At 44.2% G+C, this 17631-nt stretch carries 18 protein-coding genes; 8 read left to right on the top strand and 10 right to left on the bottom strand.

Features of this window, described 5'->3' with window-relative positions; all coding sequences use genetic code 11:
- Positions 1–12 precede the first annotated feature (12 nt).
- From QY309_08575 to QY309_08555, 5 genes are all read right to left on the bottom strand, one after another.
- A complete protein-coding gene (locus tag QY309_08575; protein WKZ61535.1) occupies positions 13–717 on the bottom strand; it encodes a 16S rRNA (uracil(1498)-N(3))-methyltransferase in 705 nt (234 codons plus the stop codon).
- A gap of 12 nt (positions 718–729) precedes the next feature.
- Positions 730–993, bottom strand: a complete 264-nt coding sequence (locus tag QY309_08570) for an acyl-CoA-binding protein (protein WKZ61534.1) — start codon at positions 991–993, stop codon at positions 730–732.
- 5 nt (positions 994–998) lie between these two features.
- The gene (locus QY309_08565) at positions 999–2285 is read right to left on the bottom strand and encodes a citrate synthase (GenBank protein ID WKZ61533.1); all 1287 of its coding nucleotides are present in this window, start codon (positions 2283–2285) and stop codon (positions 999–1001) included.
- 90 nt (positions 2286–2375) lie between these two features.
- On the bottom strand, positions 2376–3194 hold the full coding sequence (locus tag QY309_08560) for a prohibitin family protein (GenBank protein ID WKZ61532.1): 819 nt from the start codon (positions 3192–3194) through the stop codon (positions 2376–2378).
- Positions 3195–3215: 21 nt separating this feature from the next.
- The gene (locus QY309_08555; protein ID WKZ61531.1) at positions 3216–3980 is read right to left on the bottom strand and encodes a hypothetical protein; all 765 of its coding nucleotides are present in this window, start codon (positions 3978–3980) and stop codon (positions 3216–3218) included.
- 201 nt (positions 3981–4181) lie between these two features.
- On the opposite strand from QY309_08555, the gene QY309_08550 reads away from it, so the two are divergent.
- From QY309_08550 to QY309_08540, 3 genes are read left to right on the top strand one after another with little or no spacing between them, the layout of a single operon-like run.
- Entirely contained in the window at positions 4182–6782 is a 2601-nt protein-coding gene (locus tag QY309_08550; GenBank protein ID WKZ61530.1) for a tetratricopeptide repeat protein, read from the top strand.
- A 51-nt stretch (positions 6783–6833) separates the two neighbouring features.
- On the top strand, positions 6834–7856 hold the full coding sequence (locus tag QY309_08545) for a rod shape-determining protein (GenBank protein ID WKZ61529.1): 1023 nt from the start codon (positions 6834–6836) through the stop codon (positions 7854–7856).
- A gap of 21 nt (positions 7857–7877) precedes the next feature.
- Positions 7878–8441: a 1-acyl-sn-glycerol-3-phosphate acyltransferase gene (locus tag QY309_08540; GenBank protein ID WKZ61690.1), complete on the top strand. Its 564-nt coding sequence runs from the start codon at positions 7878–7880 to the stop codon at positions 8439–8441.
- 75 nt (positions 8442–8516) lie between these two features.
- On the opposite strand, the gene QY309_08535 is transcribed toward QY309_08540, so the two are convergent.
- Both QY309_08535 and QY309_08530 read right to left on the bottom strand, forming a co-directional pair.
- On the bottom strand, positions 8517–8834 hold the full coding sequence (locus QY309_08535; GenBank protein ID WKZ61528.1) for a hypothetical protein: 318 nt from the start codon (positions 8832–8834) through the stop codon (positions 8517–8519).
- Between the two features lie 76 nt (positions 8835–8910).
- Positions 8911–10599, bottom strand: a complete 1689-nt coding sequence (locus QY309_08530; protein WKZ61527.1) for a DEAD/DEAH box helicase — start codon at positions 10597–10599, stop codon at positions 8911–8913.
- A gap of 301 nt (positions 10600–10900) precedes the next feature.
- Between QY309_08530 and QY309_08525 the strand changes: the two genes are divergently transcribed.
- Positions 10901–11935 (top strand): acetamidase/formamidase family protein, encoded by a 1035-nt coding sequence (locus tag QY309_08525; GenBank protein WKZ61526.1) that lies wholly within the window; start codon positions 10901–10903, stop codon positions 11933–11935.
- Position 11936: 1 nt separating this feature from the next.
- Complete coding sequence (locus tag QY309_08520; GenBank protein ID WKZ61525.1) at positions 11937–12614, top strand: VOC family protein; 678 nt, start codon at positions 11937–11939, stop codon at positions 12612–12614.
- Positions 12615–12657: 43 nt separating this feature from the next.
- On the opposite strand, the gene QY309_08515 is transcribed toward QY309_08520, so the two are convergent.
- Positions 12658–13095: a hypothetical protein gene (locus QY309_08515; protein ID WKZ61524.1), complete on the bottom strand. Its 438-nt coding sequence runs from the start codon at positions 13093–13095 to the stop codon at positions 12658–12660.
- 147 nt (positions 13096–13242) lie between these two features.
- Here QY309_08515 and QY309_08510 point away from each other — a divergent pair, with 147 nt between their 5' ends.
- Complete coding sequence (locus tag QY309_08510; GenBank protein ID WKZ61523.1) at positions 13243–14112, top strand: alpha/beta hydrolase-fold protein; 870 nt, start codon at positions 13243–13245, stop codon at positions 14110–14112.
- A gap of 9 nt (positions 14113–14121) precedes the next feature.
- Here QY309_08510 and QY309_08505 read toward each other — a convergent pair whose 3' ends face one another.
- Entirely contained in the window at positions 14122–14700 is a 579-nt protein-coding gene (locus QY309_08505; protein WKZ61522.1) for a hypothetical protein, read from the bottom strand.
- Between the two features lie 68 nt (positions 14701–14768).
- Here QY309_08505 and QY309_08500 point away from each other — a divergent pair, with 68 nt between their 5' ends.
- Complete coding sequence (locus tag QY309_08500; protein WKZ61521.1) at positions 14769–15794, top strand: pirin family protein; 1026 nt, start codon at positions 14769–14771, stop codon at positions 15792–15794.
- Between the two features lie 3 nt (positions 15795–15797).
- Here the strand turns inward: QY309_08500 and QY309_08495 are convergent, their stop codons facing one another.
- Positions 15798–16673: a sulfurtransferase gene (locus QY309_08495; protein ID WKZ61520.1), complete on the bottom strand. Its 876-nt coding sequence runs from the start codon at positions 16671–16673 to the stop codon at positions 15798–15800.
- A gap of 190 nt (positions 16674–16863) precedes the next feature.
- Here QY309_08495 and QY309_08490 point away from each other — a divergent pair, with 190 nt between their 5' ends.
- Positions 16864–17568, top strand: coding sequence for an energy transducer TonB (locus tag QY309_08490; protein ID WKZ61519.1), 705 nt, complete (start codon positions 16864–16866; stop codon positions 17566–17568).
- Positions 17569–17631 lie beyond the last annotated feature (63 nt).

The raw sequence follows: 17631 nt of genomic DNA, 5'->3' as shown, positions 1-17631 counted from the left end.
ACAAACAAAAATTTAGAGCTGAAGGGCATTGAGTAAACAGCAGGCAACTACGCCTGCTGTTTCTGTTCGTAAACGGCTTTTTCCAAGGCTAACCTTCTGAAAACCATTACGTTGGGCAAATTCAAGCTCGGGTAGTGAGAAGTCGCCTTCAGGGCCAATCAATACCAAATAATTGCTCCCTTTTTCTGCTTTCTTCATTAAATGCTCTGGATTGGATGAATCCACATAGGCGATGAAACGTTGGTCGGTACCTGAATTCAATTGCATGAATTCCTGAAAGGAAATCAGGTCACTTAAATCGGGTAATGTAGCCCGTTGCGATTGTTTCATGGCACTGAGTGCAACCTTTTTCAATCGATCGGTTTTCAACCATGGTCGCTCGGTGTTTTCACAATTGATGAATGTAATTTTATCGATCCCGATTTCAACACATTTTTCCACCATCCATTCCAGCCGATCCGGATTTTTGGTTGGCGATATGGCTAGGTGGATATGGAAATTCCTGGAAGGTTCAGCATACTTACGCGTAATATGAAACGTACACTTCCGTGGATTGGCATCAGCAATGATGGCCTCATAATACGAGCCTTTACCATCCGTCAATAAAAAAGGTTCTCCGCTCTTTTTGCGGAGAACCTTAATGCAATGTTTTGATTCTTCTTCGTTCAGGTAATCAGCTCCCTGATCCAGGTCAGGTTGATAGAAGAGTTGCTCCATACCTGCGGAGCTTTACTTGTATTGTTGATACAAGCTGTCCATAAAGGCAACGTATTCCGACATGGCAGTTTCTTTTGACTTTCCTTTCAACTCTGACCATGCATCGAATTTCGCTATGGCCTTAAAGTCAAAACCTCCTGGCCGCTCACCACTCACATCTCCTTCGCTGGCTTGTTTAAAAAGGGCGTATAGCGTTAACAGCTCTTCATTGGAAGGTCGCCTGGTCAGTTCTTTTGAGCGCGCAACAGCGGCCTCAAATTGCTGTTGAAGATCCATTCGACTTATCGCTTATTCATGCTTACGTACGGCCGAACAATATTGCCGGTGTAAATCTGCCTTGGCCGACCAATTGGTTCGTTGTTTTTACGCAGTTCCAGCCACTGGGCGATCCATCCCGGTAAACGGCCCATGGCAAACATTACGGTAAACATATCTACGGGAATGCCAAGGGCACGGTAGATGATGCCGGAGTAGAAATCTACGTTCGGATAAAGTTTACGCTCAACGAAGTACGGATCTTTAAGTGCAATCTCTTCCAGTTTCTTGGCAATGTCGAGAACCGGATCACTTACCCCTAATTTGCCCAACACGTCATCAGCGGCTTTCTTGATAATCTTGGCTCTTGGGTCAAAGTTTTTGTACACGCGGTGACCGAATCCCATCAGGCGGAACGGATCGTTTTTATCTTTTGCTTTCGCGATCCACTTGTCGATATTGCCACCATCGTTGCGAATGTTTTCCAACATCACAATTACTTCCTGGTTGGCGCCTCCGTGTAGCGGACCCCACAACGCATTAATACCAGCTGAAATAGCTGAGTAAATACTGGCTTTTGACGACCCAACTATCCGCACAGTAGAAGTAGAACAGTTTTGTTCATGGTCGGCATGCAGGATGAATAATTTGTCTAAAGCATCCGCAACGACCGGATCTACTTCATAATCCTGGCCAGGCATACCAAACATCATTTTCAAAAAGCGACTGCAATAGTCAAGCTTGTTGTCGGGATAGTTAACCGGATGGCCAACTGCATTTTTGTATGCCCATGCAGCAAATGTGGGCATCTTGGCCAGGGAGCGGATAATACTCAGGTAAACACCATCCTCCGGGCGATTCGGATTTAATGATTCCGGATAAAATGCTGTCTGTGCACAAAATAAAGAAGAAAGCACACCCATCGGATGAGAGGTAGAGGGAAATCCATCCAATATCTTCTTGATATCCTCATGCACCAACGTGCGTTTTGTGATGTCGTTATTCCATTTTTCGTATTCAGCTTTGGTCGGCAGTTCCCCAAAAATCAGCAGGTAAGCTACTTCAAGAAAGTTGGACTTCTCTGCCAACTCTTCAATAGCATAACCCCGGTAATGTAGCACGCCCTTTTCTCCGTCAAGAAAGGTAATGGCACTTTTTGTTGCTCCGGTATTTTTATACCCAACATCAAGGGTCACATAGCCGGTTTTATCACGAAGATCGCTGATGTCGATGGCTAACTCGTTTTCTGTTCCTTCAATTACAGGAAAGGAGTATGACTTGCCTTCAATAATTAACTCTACTGTTTTTGACATAGTGAAAAGTACGTTTAAATGCTGATTTTGAAGCCTAAATATAACGGGTTAGGGTGGTTCTATGAAGTCCGCTCAAATATTTATATCCCCCTAATTACCGCCCAAAATCATAGGTAATCCATCTTTTCCACTGCCCACAACAACCACCTTCGAGTTAGGCGATTTGGCCAGTTCAAGCGTGGCTTCGATTCCTCGCATTTTTAACAATTTATCGGTTAAACTGTTATTGATAATGTTGTTTGCACGGGCTTCGCCTTCAGCCTGAATGCGTTTACGTTCAGCTTCACTTTTCTCCTTATCCAACCTGAACTGATAGGCAAGCGCTTCCTGTTCTTGTTGAAGCTTATTTTGGATCGCTACTTTAATTTGTTCAGGTAATTGAATGGATCTGATCAAAAGCGCCACCATTGTCACATTATTTTGACCAAGAATCTTTTCTGACTCTTCTTTAATGGTTGCTTCCACCTCGGCACGTTTGGTGGAATAGATTTCTTCCGCAGAATACCGACCCATGATCTGTCTTACCACTGAACGCATTTCGGGAATAACCAAAACGCCTACATAACCGCGGTTGAATTTTTCGTGGATGTACCCGATTTTATCAGGTACGGGGTGAAAACGTACAGAAACCTCAACGTGGATGGATAAACCGTTTCTGTCTAGTACATCCATGTTCTCATCGGCTGAAGTTTCGCGCACAGCATAGATATACACTTCATTCCATGGTGCTTTCATATGAAAACCCGGTTGTACAATGTGGTCTTTATCCAGGCCTTCTCCAAATTTGTAGAAGATGACAGCCCGTTCATCCGCCTGAACGGTGAAAAACAAACTGGACGAAATGCCCAGCACAACAAACAAGGCAATAACGCCAAGAATAATAAATGGAAGTAGTCTTCTGTTATTCATATAAGTTAATTTTAATAGAGTTTAAGATTCAAGTTGATTTTCTTCGGGAGGCTTCGGTTTGATCATCAGATTTCCAATAATCAACACCGTGAACAAAGTTCCCCAAACGGCTTCAATAACACTAATGTTCTTGATAAGTTTATGTGCGTCCGGATAGTCGGTATCAATTCCACCCAAAACGTGAAAGGAATAAGCCACGCATTCTGAATAGTTGGGTATCCCTAATGGGATTTCGGTACCTAAGCTACCCGGCATTGCAATGCAGATCAGATCATACAAGCTTCCAAACGAAATACCGATCATTAAAAAGACGCAGGCAGATCCCCACAGTTTGTCTACTGTAAAATACTGGCCCATGAAAATATCCCGGATTGCAAAACTAATTACGGTAACTTCAATAGGAAACAGGAATCCATGTATAGTAAACAGTGCGGCTTGCCGGTTCTGAATTTCAATAACCTTGTAGTAGGGGAACTCAATCAAAATGCCAAACACCGTAATGCTGACCAGCACAAAGAAGATAATGGCAATTAGGGATTTGCTTTGGGTGAAATTGCGCAACAGATCCCAAAGCAGGAAGGCATAAAGGCCACCAAACCCTGAAAATAAGGTAATCAGAAATTTGGAGACATCGCTGTTCGGATCCTCCAAAAGGGGGGAATACAAAGTTAAGCCAAGTGTAACGATAACCACCTGGGTGGCCACTACATTCCGGTAGTCCTTCTGTTTTTCGCGTTGCAGTTCCAGCCTGCCAAGTAATGACTTAACTGAGTCGAGTTTTATCATGAACCTGAAAGATAGCGTGATTTTAGGAATTCAGCGTGTAAATTACCTTTTGTGAATTCGTGGAATTTAGTTTACTATTACTTTTGGATAGCTGTTTTTAAGTATTTGATTAGCAAATCATTATATAGCCTCAACAAAATTTTTATATCGCTTGGTCTGGCGATGCTTTTTTGCGCGCACGCATTTGGGCAATCACCGGTCATGGATAGTTTGAAAAACGCGTTGGAAAAGTCTCGAGACCCCCAGAGAAGGGTGGATATTCTAAATGCATTGGCATACGAATATTATGATTTCAACGATAGCATTGCATTAGGGTATGCGAAACTGGCGCTGCAAGAAGCGCAGAAAGCTGGGTACAAGCGTGGCGAAAAAAACGCCTACACCATGGTGGGTACGGGCTACCTTACGTTTGCACAATTTGACCAGGCCTTTTATTACTTACGTCTCTCTGATAAGGTGGAGATACCTGAAGCGATTGATCAAGCGGCCTATAATTTGTCGGTAATGGCCAGTACCCATCGAACATTAGCTAATTATGATTCAGCCCGTCATTATTATTTGAAGGCATTGCAGCTTGGCGAGAATAAGCTATCACCTGATGTATTGGGCACGGTCTATAAAAATCTTGGGCATCTTGAAGTAATCTTGTGGAATAACGCAATCGCACGAGAATATCTACGAAAAGCCGAAAACCTGGCTATTGAGGCAAACGATACATACTTGCTGGCAGAAGTATATGGGCATCTGGGCGTGTTATCAGAACAGGTACTTGAATTCCGCCAAGCTGAGCTCTACTTTAATAAGCTCTGTGATCTTGCCTCAAAGCAAGTGTTTTATTTTCATTTGATAAAGTGTGAATTACGAAAGGCAGAACTCTTTTACCAAAAGGGATTTTATGCTGAAGCATTAAACACCAGCTTGACAGCGCTTAAACTAACCGAGAAATACGAATATAAACCACAGTTGGCCGAATTGTATCTGATGATGGGGGATATTTATAATGAATTGGCCCAGTACGATTTGGCTCTTCGCTACTATTTTCAAGCATTGAAGATCACCGAACAATTCGGATTGCGCTTGCAAACCGCTCAGCTCTATGCGCAAATAGCATGGGTAAATAAGCAGCAGTCTAATTTTGACTTAGCCATGAATTACATAAACCGATCACTTGAACTGCGCAAGGAGATAGGAGATAGACACGGTATTTCCAATGCCTTTAATTACAGGGGGCTTCTTTATTATCAAACAAAACAATATAAAGAGGCTGTGTATGATCTAAAAGCTTCCAGAAAGATTCGTGAGGAAATTGGCCATACAGAAGGTGTTGCTTCAGCCATTTTTAATCTTTCACTTGTTTATGAAGATTTAAGGGAATTAGATAATGCGTATGCTTTATTGCTTGAGGTAATTGAACTTGAAAAGCAAGTCGTTGATCCTATTAGTTTGGGATTAACCTATAACCAGATGGGTAACATCCTGACTCAACAAAAGCGTTTTAAAGAAGCAAAGGAATATCTTGAACTTGCAAAACAAAAGGCAATTGAAGCAAATTCTATTTTATTCGAACTAGGAAACACCCGGTTTTTTGCCAGGTGGTATGAAGCGACTGGTGATTTTAAGGGTGCTTATGATCACCAGGTGCGGTATCAGCAATTGAACGATAGTGTCTACAACCGCAGCATATCCACCAAGCTTGCCGAGATGGAGGCTCTCTATCGTGTTGAGCAAAAGGAGCAACAGATCCGGCTCCTGAATCAGGAAAACGAACTTCAAAATAATAAGCTTGCTTTGCAGCAATCCCGAATTCGTTCGCAGAGCATCATCATTGCCTCTTCGTTAATTGGCCTGGCATTGCTTTCTATACTGGCATTTAATATTTATTTGTATAACAGGCGGATCAGACGGGCTAACACGGAAATTCTGGAACAAAAGGAAGAGATTCAAACTCAGGCAGAAGAACTGGTGGATGCCAATGAGATTTTACTTCGGCTAAATCGTGAGGTGACTGAAAAGAACGAAGAAATACAAGCGCAATCAGAGGAGTTGATGGAGGCCAACCAAACCATCTATGAGATCAACAAGGGTTTGGAAGAGAAGGTGAGCGAGCGAACCAACCGATTAAAGGAAGCTTACAAGGAATTGGATACATTTTTCTACCGGGCTTCTCATGATTTCAGGCGACCACTCACCACCTTTATGGGATTGGCTGAGGTGGCAAGAATAACGGTTAAGGATAAAACGGCTCTGGAGCTTTTTGAAAAGGTTGATGAGACGGCTCATACATTGGATCGTATGTTGGTGAAATTGCAATCAATTAGTGATGTTGGGGCACAACAACTGGTGTATAAAGAAGTCCTCATCTCCGAACTGATAAATGACATACTCACCGATTTCCGTGAGGAAATTAAGTCGAAGAGCATAAAGATTAATAATTCGGTGTCCTTAATGGATTCTTTTTATTCGTACCCAGCTATGGTAAAGATTGCGTTGGGTAATTTAATAGAGAATGCCATTCAGTTCAATGGACCCGAAAATCCAACGATCTCTATTTCGGTTGAGCAAGAAGGTGCTCAGGTTTTTTTACGCGTTGCCGATAATGGGCAGGGCATCGATGCTGAGTTACATGACAAAATCTTTGACATGTACTTCCGGGGCAGCGATCGATCTACGGGAAATGGTTTGGGTCTTTACATTGCAAAGAAGGCTGTTGAAAAGCTTGGAGGAACGATCACTGTATCGAGCACGGTTTATAAAGGAAGCATGTTTACAATAACCTTACCACTGGGCGATTCAAACGGCTAGTGACATCAATCATTTTTTTATCCGTTATTAAGCCCTAATTTTCGGATTGATATGATCAGTATGTTCAAAAACCGAAGCTTTTCTATAGATCTGGGCAACAACAATACGCTAGTCGCGGATTCCACCAGGATGCTGCTTGCGCAGCCATCTTACATTGTTTTTAATTCAAACCACTCGGTTAAAGCTGTTGGCGAACAGGCGTATGAGATGTTTGAAAAAACCCATGAAGAGCTTACACCTGTAAAGCCTTTGCGTGGCGGTGTTATTGCTGATTTCAATTCGGCTACGCTAATGATTAAAGAACTGGTGAATAAGGCTTACACACACAAGGCCTCATTCTTTTCCGGGTATGATCACATCATTTCAGGTGTGCCGTATTATACCACTGAAGTAGAGCGAAGGGCGCTTCGTGATGCCATTGATCAATTCAACCCGCGTAAGCGATCGTTGTTGTTTGAACCCTTGGCGGCAGCCATCGGTATGGGACTAAACATCCGGGAACCGGAAGGAAAAATGGTAATTGATATTGGAGGGGGCATCACGGAAATCGTAATCATTTCCCTTTCGGGGATAGCAGCCTTTGAATCGCTCAAAGTGGCTGGCGATACGTTCGACATGAACATTCAGGATTATTTCCGTAGAAATTTTAATATGTCTATCGGGCTGAAGACCGCTGAGCAAGTTAAAATTCGTGCAGGCGCTGTGCTGGAAGAAGTTGATCCAATACCGGATACCATCGCTGTAAAGGGAAAGGACTTGATGACGGGCATCCCGGTTACACGAAAGATAGATCACCGTGAAATCGCCTTAATTCTTGAAAAGTCAGTTGCTTCAATTGAGCGCAGTATTATTCAAACCCTGGAAACCTGTCCGCCTGAACTTGCTGCTGATATTTACCAAAACGGAATGCACATTACCGGTGGCAGTTCATTATTGCGAGGCCTCAAGCAACGTTTTGAAAGGCACATGAAGCTTCCGGTTCATCTTGATGAACAACCGTTGTCGTCTGTTAGCCGGGGTATTGCCCGCGTGTTGGCTAACCCGAAAAAATTTACGGGTGTACTTATTGATTAACCTTTACGTGTTGTGTTCAGGATGCTCGCCCGATTGATCTTGAAAGCCATGGGCTGGAAGACCGAGCCCGTTGGTCCGTTTCCAATCAAGCCAAAAAAGTATGTGGTAATTGTAGCACCGCACACCAGCGGCTGGGATTTTATTATTGGCGTACTATTCCGCAGCGTACTACGGTTAACGGATGCCCGATATTTGGGTAAAAAGGAGCTGTTCAAACCGCCTTTTGGTTTCATCTTCCGCTGGCTGGGTGGCACCCCGGTTGATCGCAGTACCAGTCATAATATGGTAGATGAAGTGGTGAAGATTTTTGAACGACATGAGCGTTTTGCGATAGCCTTATCTCCTGAAGGAACCCGACAACGGGTGGAGCGGCTGCGAACGGGATTTTACAACATTGCTAAAAATGCTGGAGTGCCCATTGTAATGGTGGGGCTCGACTTCAAGAACAAGCAGGTAATCTTTTCAGAACCCTTCATGACTTCAAATGATCAACAGAAGGACTTTGACCATATTCTTCGGTTCTTTGGCCCAATCGAAGGCAAGTTTCCCGAGCAGGGGCTTCGTCACTTGCTGCCCGCTACCTGATTCACTTCAGTTTTGAGGCATAAAAAAACCCCGATAAAATCAGGGTCTTTTTTCCTTTCAGTGGATTGGGGAAAATTACATTCCTGAACCACCGTTGTTGGTGTCGAACAAGGAAGGAGCCGGTGCGGGAGCAACCGGTGCAGGTGCTGGAGCCGATGCAGGTTTTGCAACGCTGGCAACTTTCTTCTTCACCCTCTTCACTTTCTTCACCACTTTTTTCTTAGCTGAAGACGCAGCCTTCTTGGCTTTGGAAGCTGACTTTTTAACAGCTTTCTTCACTTTTTTCGCAGCCTTCTTGGCTTTCTTAACAACTTTTTTCGCGGATTTTTTCACCGACTTCTTCGCTGCTTTTACTTTCTTCTTAGCAGCCTTTTTTACTTTCTTTTTAGCCATAGCAATTTATTTGTGTTTAACTCCCGAAAAGTTAAGTATTCTTTACGATACACTACTTCACGAACACAAAAAATTTTTATCGTCTGCGGCCAGCACCTCTTCGGTTGTTGCTGCCTTCGTACGATCTGCCGCGGCCTCCTTTGCTTTTCTTGCTGCTACTTTCCCTTCTTCCTTCGGTCAACTCAACGCGTACTTGTCTGCCTTCAAACTCAACGCCCTGCAGGCCTGAAATGATGGCATCACTCTTTTCTTTCTCTACTTCAAAGAAGGAGTAAGCGCCTTTGATGTCAATTTTCCCAACATGCTTTTTGCCCACTTTGCAACATTCATCCAGCATCTCCAGCAGGTCGGCCTTTTCCAGGTTATCCATCTTACCCAGGTTTATGAAGAAGCGATCGCCTGTGCTGTAGCGCTCTGCGCCACGGTCGGAAGAGGATGCATTTACATTTAAATCGGGGGCATTGCGGTAATAATCCAGGAAGCGGTTAAACTCAATGGAAGCAAAACGCTTGATCAATTCATTCTTGGTCAGGTCTTTCAGCTCCTCGTAAACAGCCGGTAAAAAGGCTTCAATTTCCGATTCATTTACTTTCACATCATGCACCTTTTTCATCAGGGCGAGTAATTGTTTTTGGCATACTTCAGGGCCTGATGGTACGGGTATCCGGGTAAAGGTTGTTCTAACCGCCTTTTCAATCTGGCGGATTTTGCCGGTTTCTTTTGAGTTAACCAAGGCGATTGAGATACCCTTTTTACCTGCACGGGCGGTACGACCGCTTCGGTGGGTATAGAATTCCATTTCATCCGGAATATTCATGTGGATCACATGGGTGATACTTTCCACATCAATACCACGGGCTGCCACATCGGTAGCCACCAGAATCTGCACAGATCTGTTCCGGAATTTCATCATCACTTTATCGCGCTGTGCCTGGTTCAGGTCGCCATGCAGGGAGTCGGCATTGTAGCCATCTTTCATTAACATTTCGGCAACGCGTTGGGTGTCGATACGGGTACGACAGAAGATCAACCCGAAAATATCGGGGTGGAAATCCAGTAAGCGCTTCAGGGCACTGTATTTATCGCGATCGTGAACCACAACATATTGATGTTCGATGTTGACATTGCCGGTATTTTTATCACCCACCGTCAATTCCATCGGGTCGGTCATGTAGTTGTTGGCAATCGCCCGTACTTCACGGGGCATGGTAGCCGAGAACAACCAGGTGATTTTGGTGTCTGGAGTCTTGGAAAGAATTTCATCAATATCTTCCTTGAAGCCCATGTTCAACATTTCATCGGCCTCATCCAATACTACATATTGAATGGTGCTCAGGTTGATGGCCTTGCGTCCCAGCATGTCGATAAGTCGACCGGGAGTAGCCACAACGATTTGCGCACCACGCTTTACTTTACGGATTTGTTCGCTGATGCTCGCGCCACCATAAATGGCTACGATGTTCAGTTTTTTAAAATTTTCAGAGAAGTTTTCCAGGTCGCTCACGATCTGGAGCCCGAGTTCACGGGTTGGTGCCAAGACCAGTGCTTGTGTAGCCGAAGAATTTTCGTCAACCAACTCCAGTAGAGGTAAACCAAAGGCAGCAGTTTTACCGGTACCGGTTTGTGCCAGTCCGATGAAGTCGCGAGTGCCTGTTAATAAAAGTGGAATTGCCTTTTCCTGAATAGGGGTAGGCGTTTCGAAGCCAATAATTTGCACAGCTTCAGCCAGCCCGGCCGACAAGCCGAGCGCTTGAAAGTTTTTCATGAATGTTTGTTATGTAAATAAAAAGTTACTGTTACAACGTCATTGCGAAGAGATCCCTTGAATTTCCGATGCCAATCGGTGTGGGATGACGTTGCAACCGCGTAGAACGGTGCAAAGGTACACTTAATAATCGGGATAACCGCATGCGGTCTGAAATCAGGCATTGATTGGGTGTTTTGGCAAACAACAAATTGAAAGCGTTGGAGAAGTTGCTTTACGACAAAGGATATTTGGCTGATCCGTAGTAGCCATTTTCCGTGGTTATCGAATTTTTGTACTTTAGAAAATCAAAAGCAACCGTATGATGCGCTATTTATTTATTTCATTGATTGTGATTACTGCCTGCAACACCCGCGTTGAAGTAACCGAAAAGGAGTCGCCTGAAGCGAAGGTTGTTCCCGAACCACAGTACTCACTCTCCAGTAAACAAACCCACAATAAGTTCAGCCGAAGTATTGCGCCAGTGCTGAATGTGAAAAGTGGTGCCGTGATTGAATTCTTTACCGAGGAAGCAACGGATGGCCAGCTAAACCCTGGTTCAACCGTTGAAGATCTTTCTAAGTTAAGTTTCGATCCGATTCACCCGCTTACCGGACCTGTATTTGTTGAAGAGGCTGAACCAGGCGATGTACTGGCAGTGACGCTGCACAAAATTGAAATCGGTGATTGGGGTTGGACAGCCATCATACCCGGCTTTGGTTTTTTAGCAGAAGACTTCAAAGAACCCTACCTGAAAACCTACACCTTTAACAAGGATGATAAGAAGGTAAAGTTTAACAATCATATTCATATTCCGGTAAAACCGTTTGCCGGAGTGTTGGGTGTAGCGCCTGATATAGATTCGTTATTAAGCACCATTCCGCCTCGGGCTAACGGAGGTAACATGGATGATCCGAACATGACGGAAGGGACAACTGTATACTTACCTGTTTTTGTAGAAGGGGCTTTGTTTTCGATTGGTGATGCACATGTGACACAAGGCTTGGGTGAAGTATGTGGTACAGCGGTAGAAGCCCCCATGCGTTTTATCGTGGAGCTGAACCTGATAAAAGGCAAGCGCAAAATTCAGGAGCCACAATACGAAACAGATGCGTATTACGCCACCACTGGCTTTGATACAACCATTGATGGAGCAACGAAAAAGGCTGTCCGATACATGATCGAATACCTGGTAGCTGAGCACGGTATGGATCGGAACGATGCCTATGCGCTTTGCTCGCTGGCGGGCGATTTACACATTGCTGAAGTGGTGGACATGCCCCACATGTTGGTATCCATGCATATCAACAAAAGTTTGTTTGCTGATCCGAAGCACTACACGCTCTTAAAAAAATAATATGCGCTTTTTCCTTAGCCTGTTGATTGCTGTGTCGATCCTTCTTTCATCCTGTTCAGGTAATCGTACCAACGAACGTATTGATCACATTATTCTGGTAGTGAATGATCTTGAAAAGGGCATGCAGCAGTTCGAAGAATTAACAGGAGTAAAACCTGTGTTTGGAGGGAAGCATCCCAACTCGTTTACCCAAAATGCGCTGGTGGCACTTGATCGAAATGCGTATATCGAAATACTGGCTCCCCGCACCGATGTGCCGGCTCCCGATTGGATCATGCAGTTCCGAAGTCTGACACCAAGCGGTTGGGCGGTTTACACTTCAGATATTGAGGCGACAAAACAGAAACTTGCTGAGATGGGTTTCTCGCTGTCGGAGGTTATGTCGGGTGCACGGGCCAAACCCGATGGCAATATGCTTTCATGGTCAACCATGGGATTCACGAACAAAGACACGCAGGTGTTTCCTTTTTTTATTCAATGGGGTGAAGATGTGGTGCATCCTGCCGCCAGTTCACCCACTGGCTGTAGCATCATGAAATTCGAAATCACAACGGAGAATAAGGACCTGGATAAACTCAATGAACATTTCAAGCTTGGCATTTCTACGTCAAGCGGTGAGCCCAGGTTAGTATTGCGTTTGCGAACACCAAAGGGTGTTGTGACTTTCCCCGCTTATTGAAAAATTCAGCCTGATGGTACCATCAGGCTGGTATCTGTTTACTTTAATTTTTGGTTAGCACATTTCTCTGTGCTGTGATGGTAACCAGCAAGGTTTCTTTCTTGACCTCGCGTGACTGATAAACCAGGTTAAGTGCCTTTTCTTTTTTAAGATGAGTTTGCAACTCGGGTACTGAAATTTCCATTGGTTTATGATCCACCAAGGCATCAGCATACTTCCAGGTTTTCAATATGTTTTGTTGATCGTCCTTCAGTAGTATGCTTCGAGCTGTACCGATTTTTCCACACTCGCTGTAGAATACGGTAAGAAGTCCCTTTTCATCCGGTGCAAGTTGAAGGGTAGGGGTTTCCTTTTTGCTGTGAACATAATGCTCAATAACCTGCTTGTTGTTCAGGTGAATGGTGAAACTGTTGCCACCAAATGTGAATGCCATCAGCATGATGCCCAGTACCAGGCCAAACATGAGTTTCATTGATTTCATACGTTAATGGGTTTATTGTTGGAGTTACTTTTTTCTAACGTTGAATATCGGAATCAGGTAATGGATATGGATTTAACTTTGATATCTGGTATACTTTGCTTGATGAACTGCATTGTTTATCTTGTTCAGTCAACCAAATCGAACGTCATGAAAACTGTTTTTGTATTTCTATTTACCCTTGTTTCCATTGTTGGCTTAGCTCAAGGGGGTATGTTGAAGGAAAGTTTGAAGGTGAAAAGTGCCATCCTGAATAAAGAGGTGGAATATAGCGTCTACCTACCTCCGGATTATGCTTACAGCAGTCGTAAGTATCCTGTCTTATACTTACTGCATGGCTACACGGATGACGAAACCGGATGGACACAATTTGGCGAAGTGAAAGCTATCGCGGATAAACAAATCGAAAATCAGGAGATGACCTCCATGATCATTGCTATGCCCGATGGAGGAGTGAGCTGGTACATCAACAGTGCGGATGGTAAAGTGAAGTATGAAGATTTCTTTATCAAGGAATTTATTCCGCACATTGAAGCCACCTTTCAGGTAAGAAAGGAGAAGCAATTCCGGGCTATAGCCGGTCTTTCCATGGGTGGTCACGGAACGATGATCATGGCGCTCAAGTATCCGGATATGTTTGCAGTGGCAGCTCCGCTAAGTGCAGGAATTTTTACACGAGAGGAGCTTGTAAACATGCCAGAACAAAACTGGAATAATGTATTTGGCCCGCCTTACGGAAGCCACGTTGGTGAGGCGAGGGTTACGGATCACCTCAATAAAAACTGGATACTTTGTCTGGTTCGTGATGCTTCCGCTGACGAGTTGAAAAAAGTAAAATACTACATTGATTGTGGCGACAAGGATTTTTTGATCAAGGGAAATATGGAATTACACGCCTTGTTGATTGATAAGAAAGTGCCACATGAATTTCGGGTGCGTGATGGAATTCACAATTGGGATTATTGGCGAACTGCTTTGCCCGAAGTGTTCAGGTTTGTAACGGCTACCTTTCATCGGTAAAAGGGAGTTTCATTCTCTTACTTTTCCAGTCAAGACACTAATTTTATCCGATAGTGGATTACCAGAAGCTCTTCGAAATGAAACCACTTGTCCCACATGCCACAAGCAATCCGAGATCGGACCATTAATTAAATTCCAAAAAGGAAATTCGGATTGGGATTCACCCCGTTTCATAATCAAATCCATTTCTTCCATGTCACTATCGTTGGAAGCCTTCAGGTTATCGCTGGCTAATTTGAAATTTTGAAGCGTTTGTTTTCGCAGGTCAGCGAATGATAATTTTGGTGCTGCTGCTAAGGTGGTGGGTTGTTTGGCTGAGGCATTGGCAATCATGGCCGACATCGCATGAATGTGTGTTAAGGTTTCCATGCAAGTCCTCGCTTCGGGTGAGGGACGGTAGGCTAAATCTTCTTCCCGCAGATTTTCAGTAGCCCAATAATACCGCAGCCCCAGTCCATCGATTAAGCGTGCAGCAACGTGCGTGGCTGTATAGCTTGCCGGAGCTTCCGGTATTTCTCTATAGGGTAAATCCTGTGCGTAAAGCATTTGCGATGCAATCATCACAAGTGGGGCAATAAGTAGCTTCATGGATTGTGTTGGTAAATGATGAACTTTTTGAAAGTTAAACGGTTATTTTAGCCTTGAGATATTAATTTATGACAAAAGGTACAGTTATCAAATCCATAAAGCCCTTGGGTTTTCCCTGGCAAACACAAGATCCCTTCTTATTCTGCGTGTATCACCTTGATTTTTATCCAAAAGGAAATGAAAATCTGGGGCCAGCTGCTTCGCTGGCAGGTCGGGCGCTTGGGCAGGATTTCGCACCGAACAAGGAAGGATGGCGCATGTACCATGGTGAAAAAGTGCCGGGTTTTCCCGCGCACCCGCATTGCGGTTTTGAAACGGTAACGATTGTTACAAAGGGTTTGGTTGATCATTCCGATTCACTGGGCGCTGCGGGAAGATTTGGTTTTGGTGATGTGCAGTGGATGACAGCCGGCAAAGGCGTACAACATTGTGAAATGTTTCCGTTACTGAAACAAGATGATGAAAATCCGTTAGAGTTATTTCAAATTTGGCTTAACCTTCCGCGCTCAGCAAAAAAAGCAGAACCACATTTTGCCATGCTGTGGAGTGATGCCATTCCGGTATATGAGAAAACCGATGCTAATGGAAAGAAAACCAACGTGCGTGTGGTGGCCGGTGAACTCAACGGTGTGGTGGCACCGCCCCCTGCACCAAACTCCTGGGCGGCAGATCCTATGCACGAAGTGGCCATCTGGACGATGAAGATGGAAGCCGGGGCAGTCTTCACGTTGCCAAAGGCCTCTGCTTCCGTTAACCGGTCGCTTTATTTCTATACCGGAGATTCCATTTCTGTTGCTGGTCAACAATTCAATAAACCGAAGACGATTGAATTACACGCGGATCACGAAGTGGAACTGCTTGCCGGAAACACCGACTGTTATTTGCTGTTACTTCAGGGTAAACCCATTGGTGAGCCTGTTGTGCAACACGGACCTTTCGTGGGTAATACACAAGCCGATATTCAACAGGCGTTTCAGGATTACCAGCAAACACAATTCGGGGGTTGGCCCTGGCCAAGTTATGAGCATGTGCATTCCCGTGAAAAGGGACGGTTTGCCCGTTATCCGGATGGGAGCGAGGTTGTGAAAAGCTAAAAATTAATTCTCCGTCTTCTCCATCGGTAATTCCGGAATGCGCGTCCACTCCTGAAGTGAGCCATCGTATAGCTTCATGTTGTAGCCCAGCATTCTGCCGGCCATGTATACCACACTTGCGGTTTGACCAATGAAACAATAAACCACGGCTTCCTTATTTTTATCGGGAAGCACGGGTGTGAAGTAGCCTTGTAATTCAGCTTCTGATTTGAATAAATTGGCTTCGTTAAGTAATTCAGGATAGGGAATGTTTACGGCACCTTTAATATGACCTGCACGCGGATATCCGGTTGGATCACCATCATAAAATCTTTTTGCACGTGCATCTACAATTGTTACATACGGGCTTTCCAGATTTTTTATCACAAAATCTTTATTAACAATCAGGTCATTAATTTTTGGTTTGAACTTACCCGGTTTATAGGTTGGGATTTCCTTCGTTACCGGAAATCCTGCCTGTTTCCAGGCTTCCACACCGCCATTCAAGAAAGATACATTTCCTCTTAGCCCCAGGTATTCCAACATCAGAAACATTCTTGCGGTAGGTGAAACTTCATTTCGTGGATGATACAGCACCACATGTGAATTACTTGATATTCCGAGAGATTGTAATGTTTGCGTTGCTTGGGTAAGATCAGGTACATTCATACTTCCTTCCGGAGAATCCGGTGCCAGCCATCCGGGCCAAAGAAACCGCGCGCCTTCAATGTGTTCCTGCTCGTAATCCAACCGCAGAAAACTGACGTGCAGAATGACCAGATCAGGATCGCTTTTGTGTTGCTGAAGCCATTCGGCAGAAACCAGGATGGGTTTACTTTCTGCGAAAGCCAAGTGAAAGGCAAATAGGAACAGGGCAGTTGTCAGGATGGTCTGTTTCATAGGGTTGACGTTTCATTAACAAACGGACAGGATGTTAATACTGCCGTAATCTTTACACCAAATCGGCAATTCTGTTGATAAGAGGCTAAGTTTTGTGGTTATGCTGCTAATTATCAGGTATATGACTAACAAAGGTCATGTGGTATTTCGGTGATTCAGGGTAAACTCGATTAATCAAAACCGTAAAGTCATGGGACTATTTCATGAACCTAAAAAAACAAGTAAGGCTGATCTTGAGAAGTTCCGCCCCTTGGTGTTTAACCTGAGTTTGGTAATAACCTTACTGCTGGTGATTGCTGCCTTTGAGTGGGAGGGAAGTGTAACAGGTGAAAAGAAAGTAGTGGCTGTTGATAAATCTGACTTTGAAGAAATCATCGAAGTTCCGCAAACAGAAATTCCGCCACCACCTCCACCGCAGGTAATTCAACAGCCCCGAATTGTTGAAGTGCCCGATCAGGAAGAGATTGAAGAAGAAATCAAGGTGCAATTTGATATTGATGTGACTGATCAGAGTGTATCGCAGGAATTTAAAATTGAAACACAACCAGTTGTTGAAGAAGAGGAAGTTGACAAGATATTTCTGGTGGTTGAACAACCGGCATCTCCAAAAGGAGGTATGTCTGCTTTCTACGAATTTGTTTCAAAAAATATTCACTATCCTTCCCAAGCCAGGCGAATGGGTGTTGAAGGAAAAGTTTTTGTGGAATTTGTGGTAGAGAAAGATGGTACGCTATCTTCTTTCACCGTGATTAAAGGAATCGGAGCCGGTTGTGACGAAGAAGCCATTCGCATATTGCAACTATCGCCCGCGTGGTTTCCTGGTAAACAACGCGGGCAACCGGTTAAGCAACGCATGGTGCTGCCCATACACTTCAAGATGGCACAACGGGTTTAGAAAAATTTAATGAACTGTTTAAGTATATCGACTCGGACTTTTTAAATTTTTTCAACATTTTTA

Source organism: Cyclobacteriaceae bacterium, assembly GCA_030584025.1.
Taxonomy (GTDB): domain Bacteria; phylum Bacteroidota; class Bacteroidia; order Cytophagales; family Cyclobacteriaceae; genus UBA2336.
This window is presented reverse-complemented; position numbering and strand designations above follow the sequence as displayed.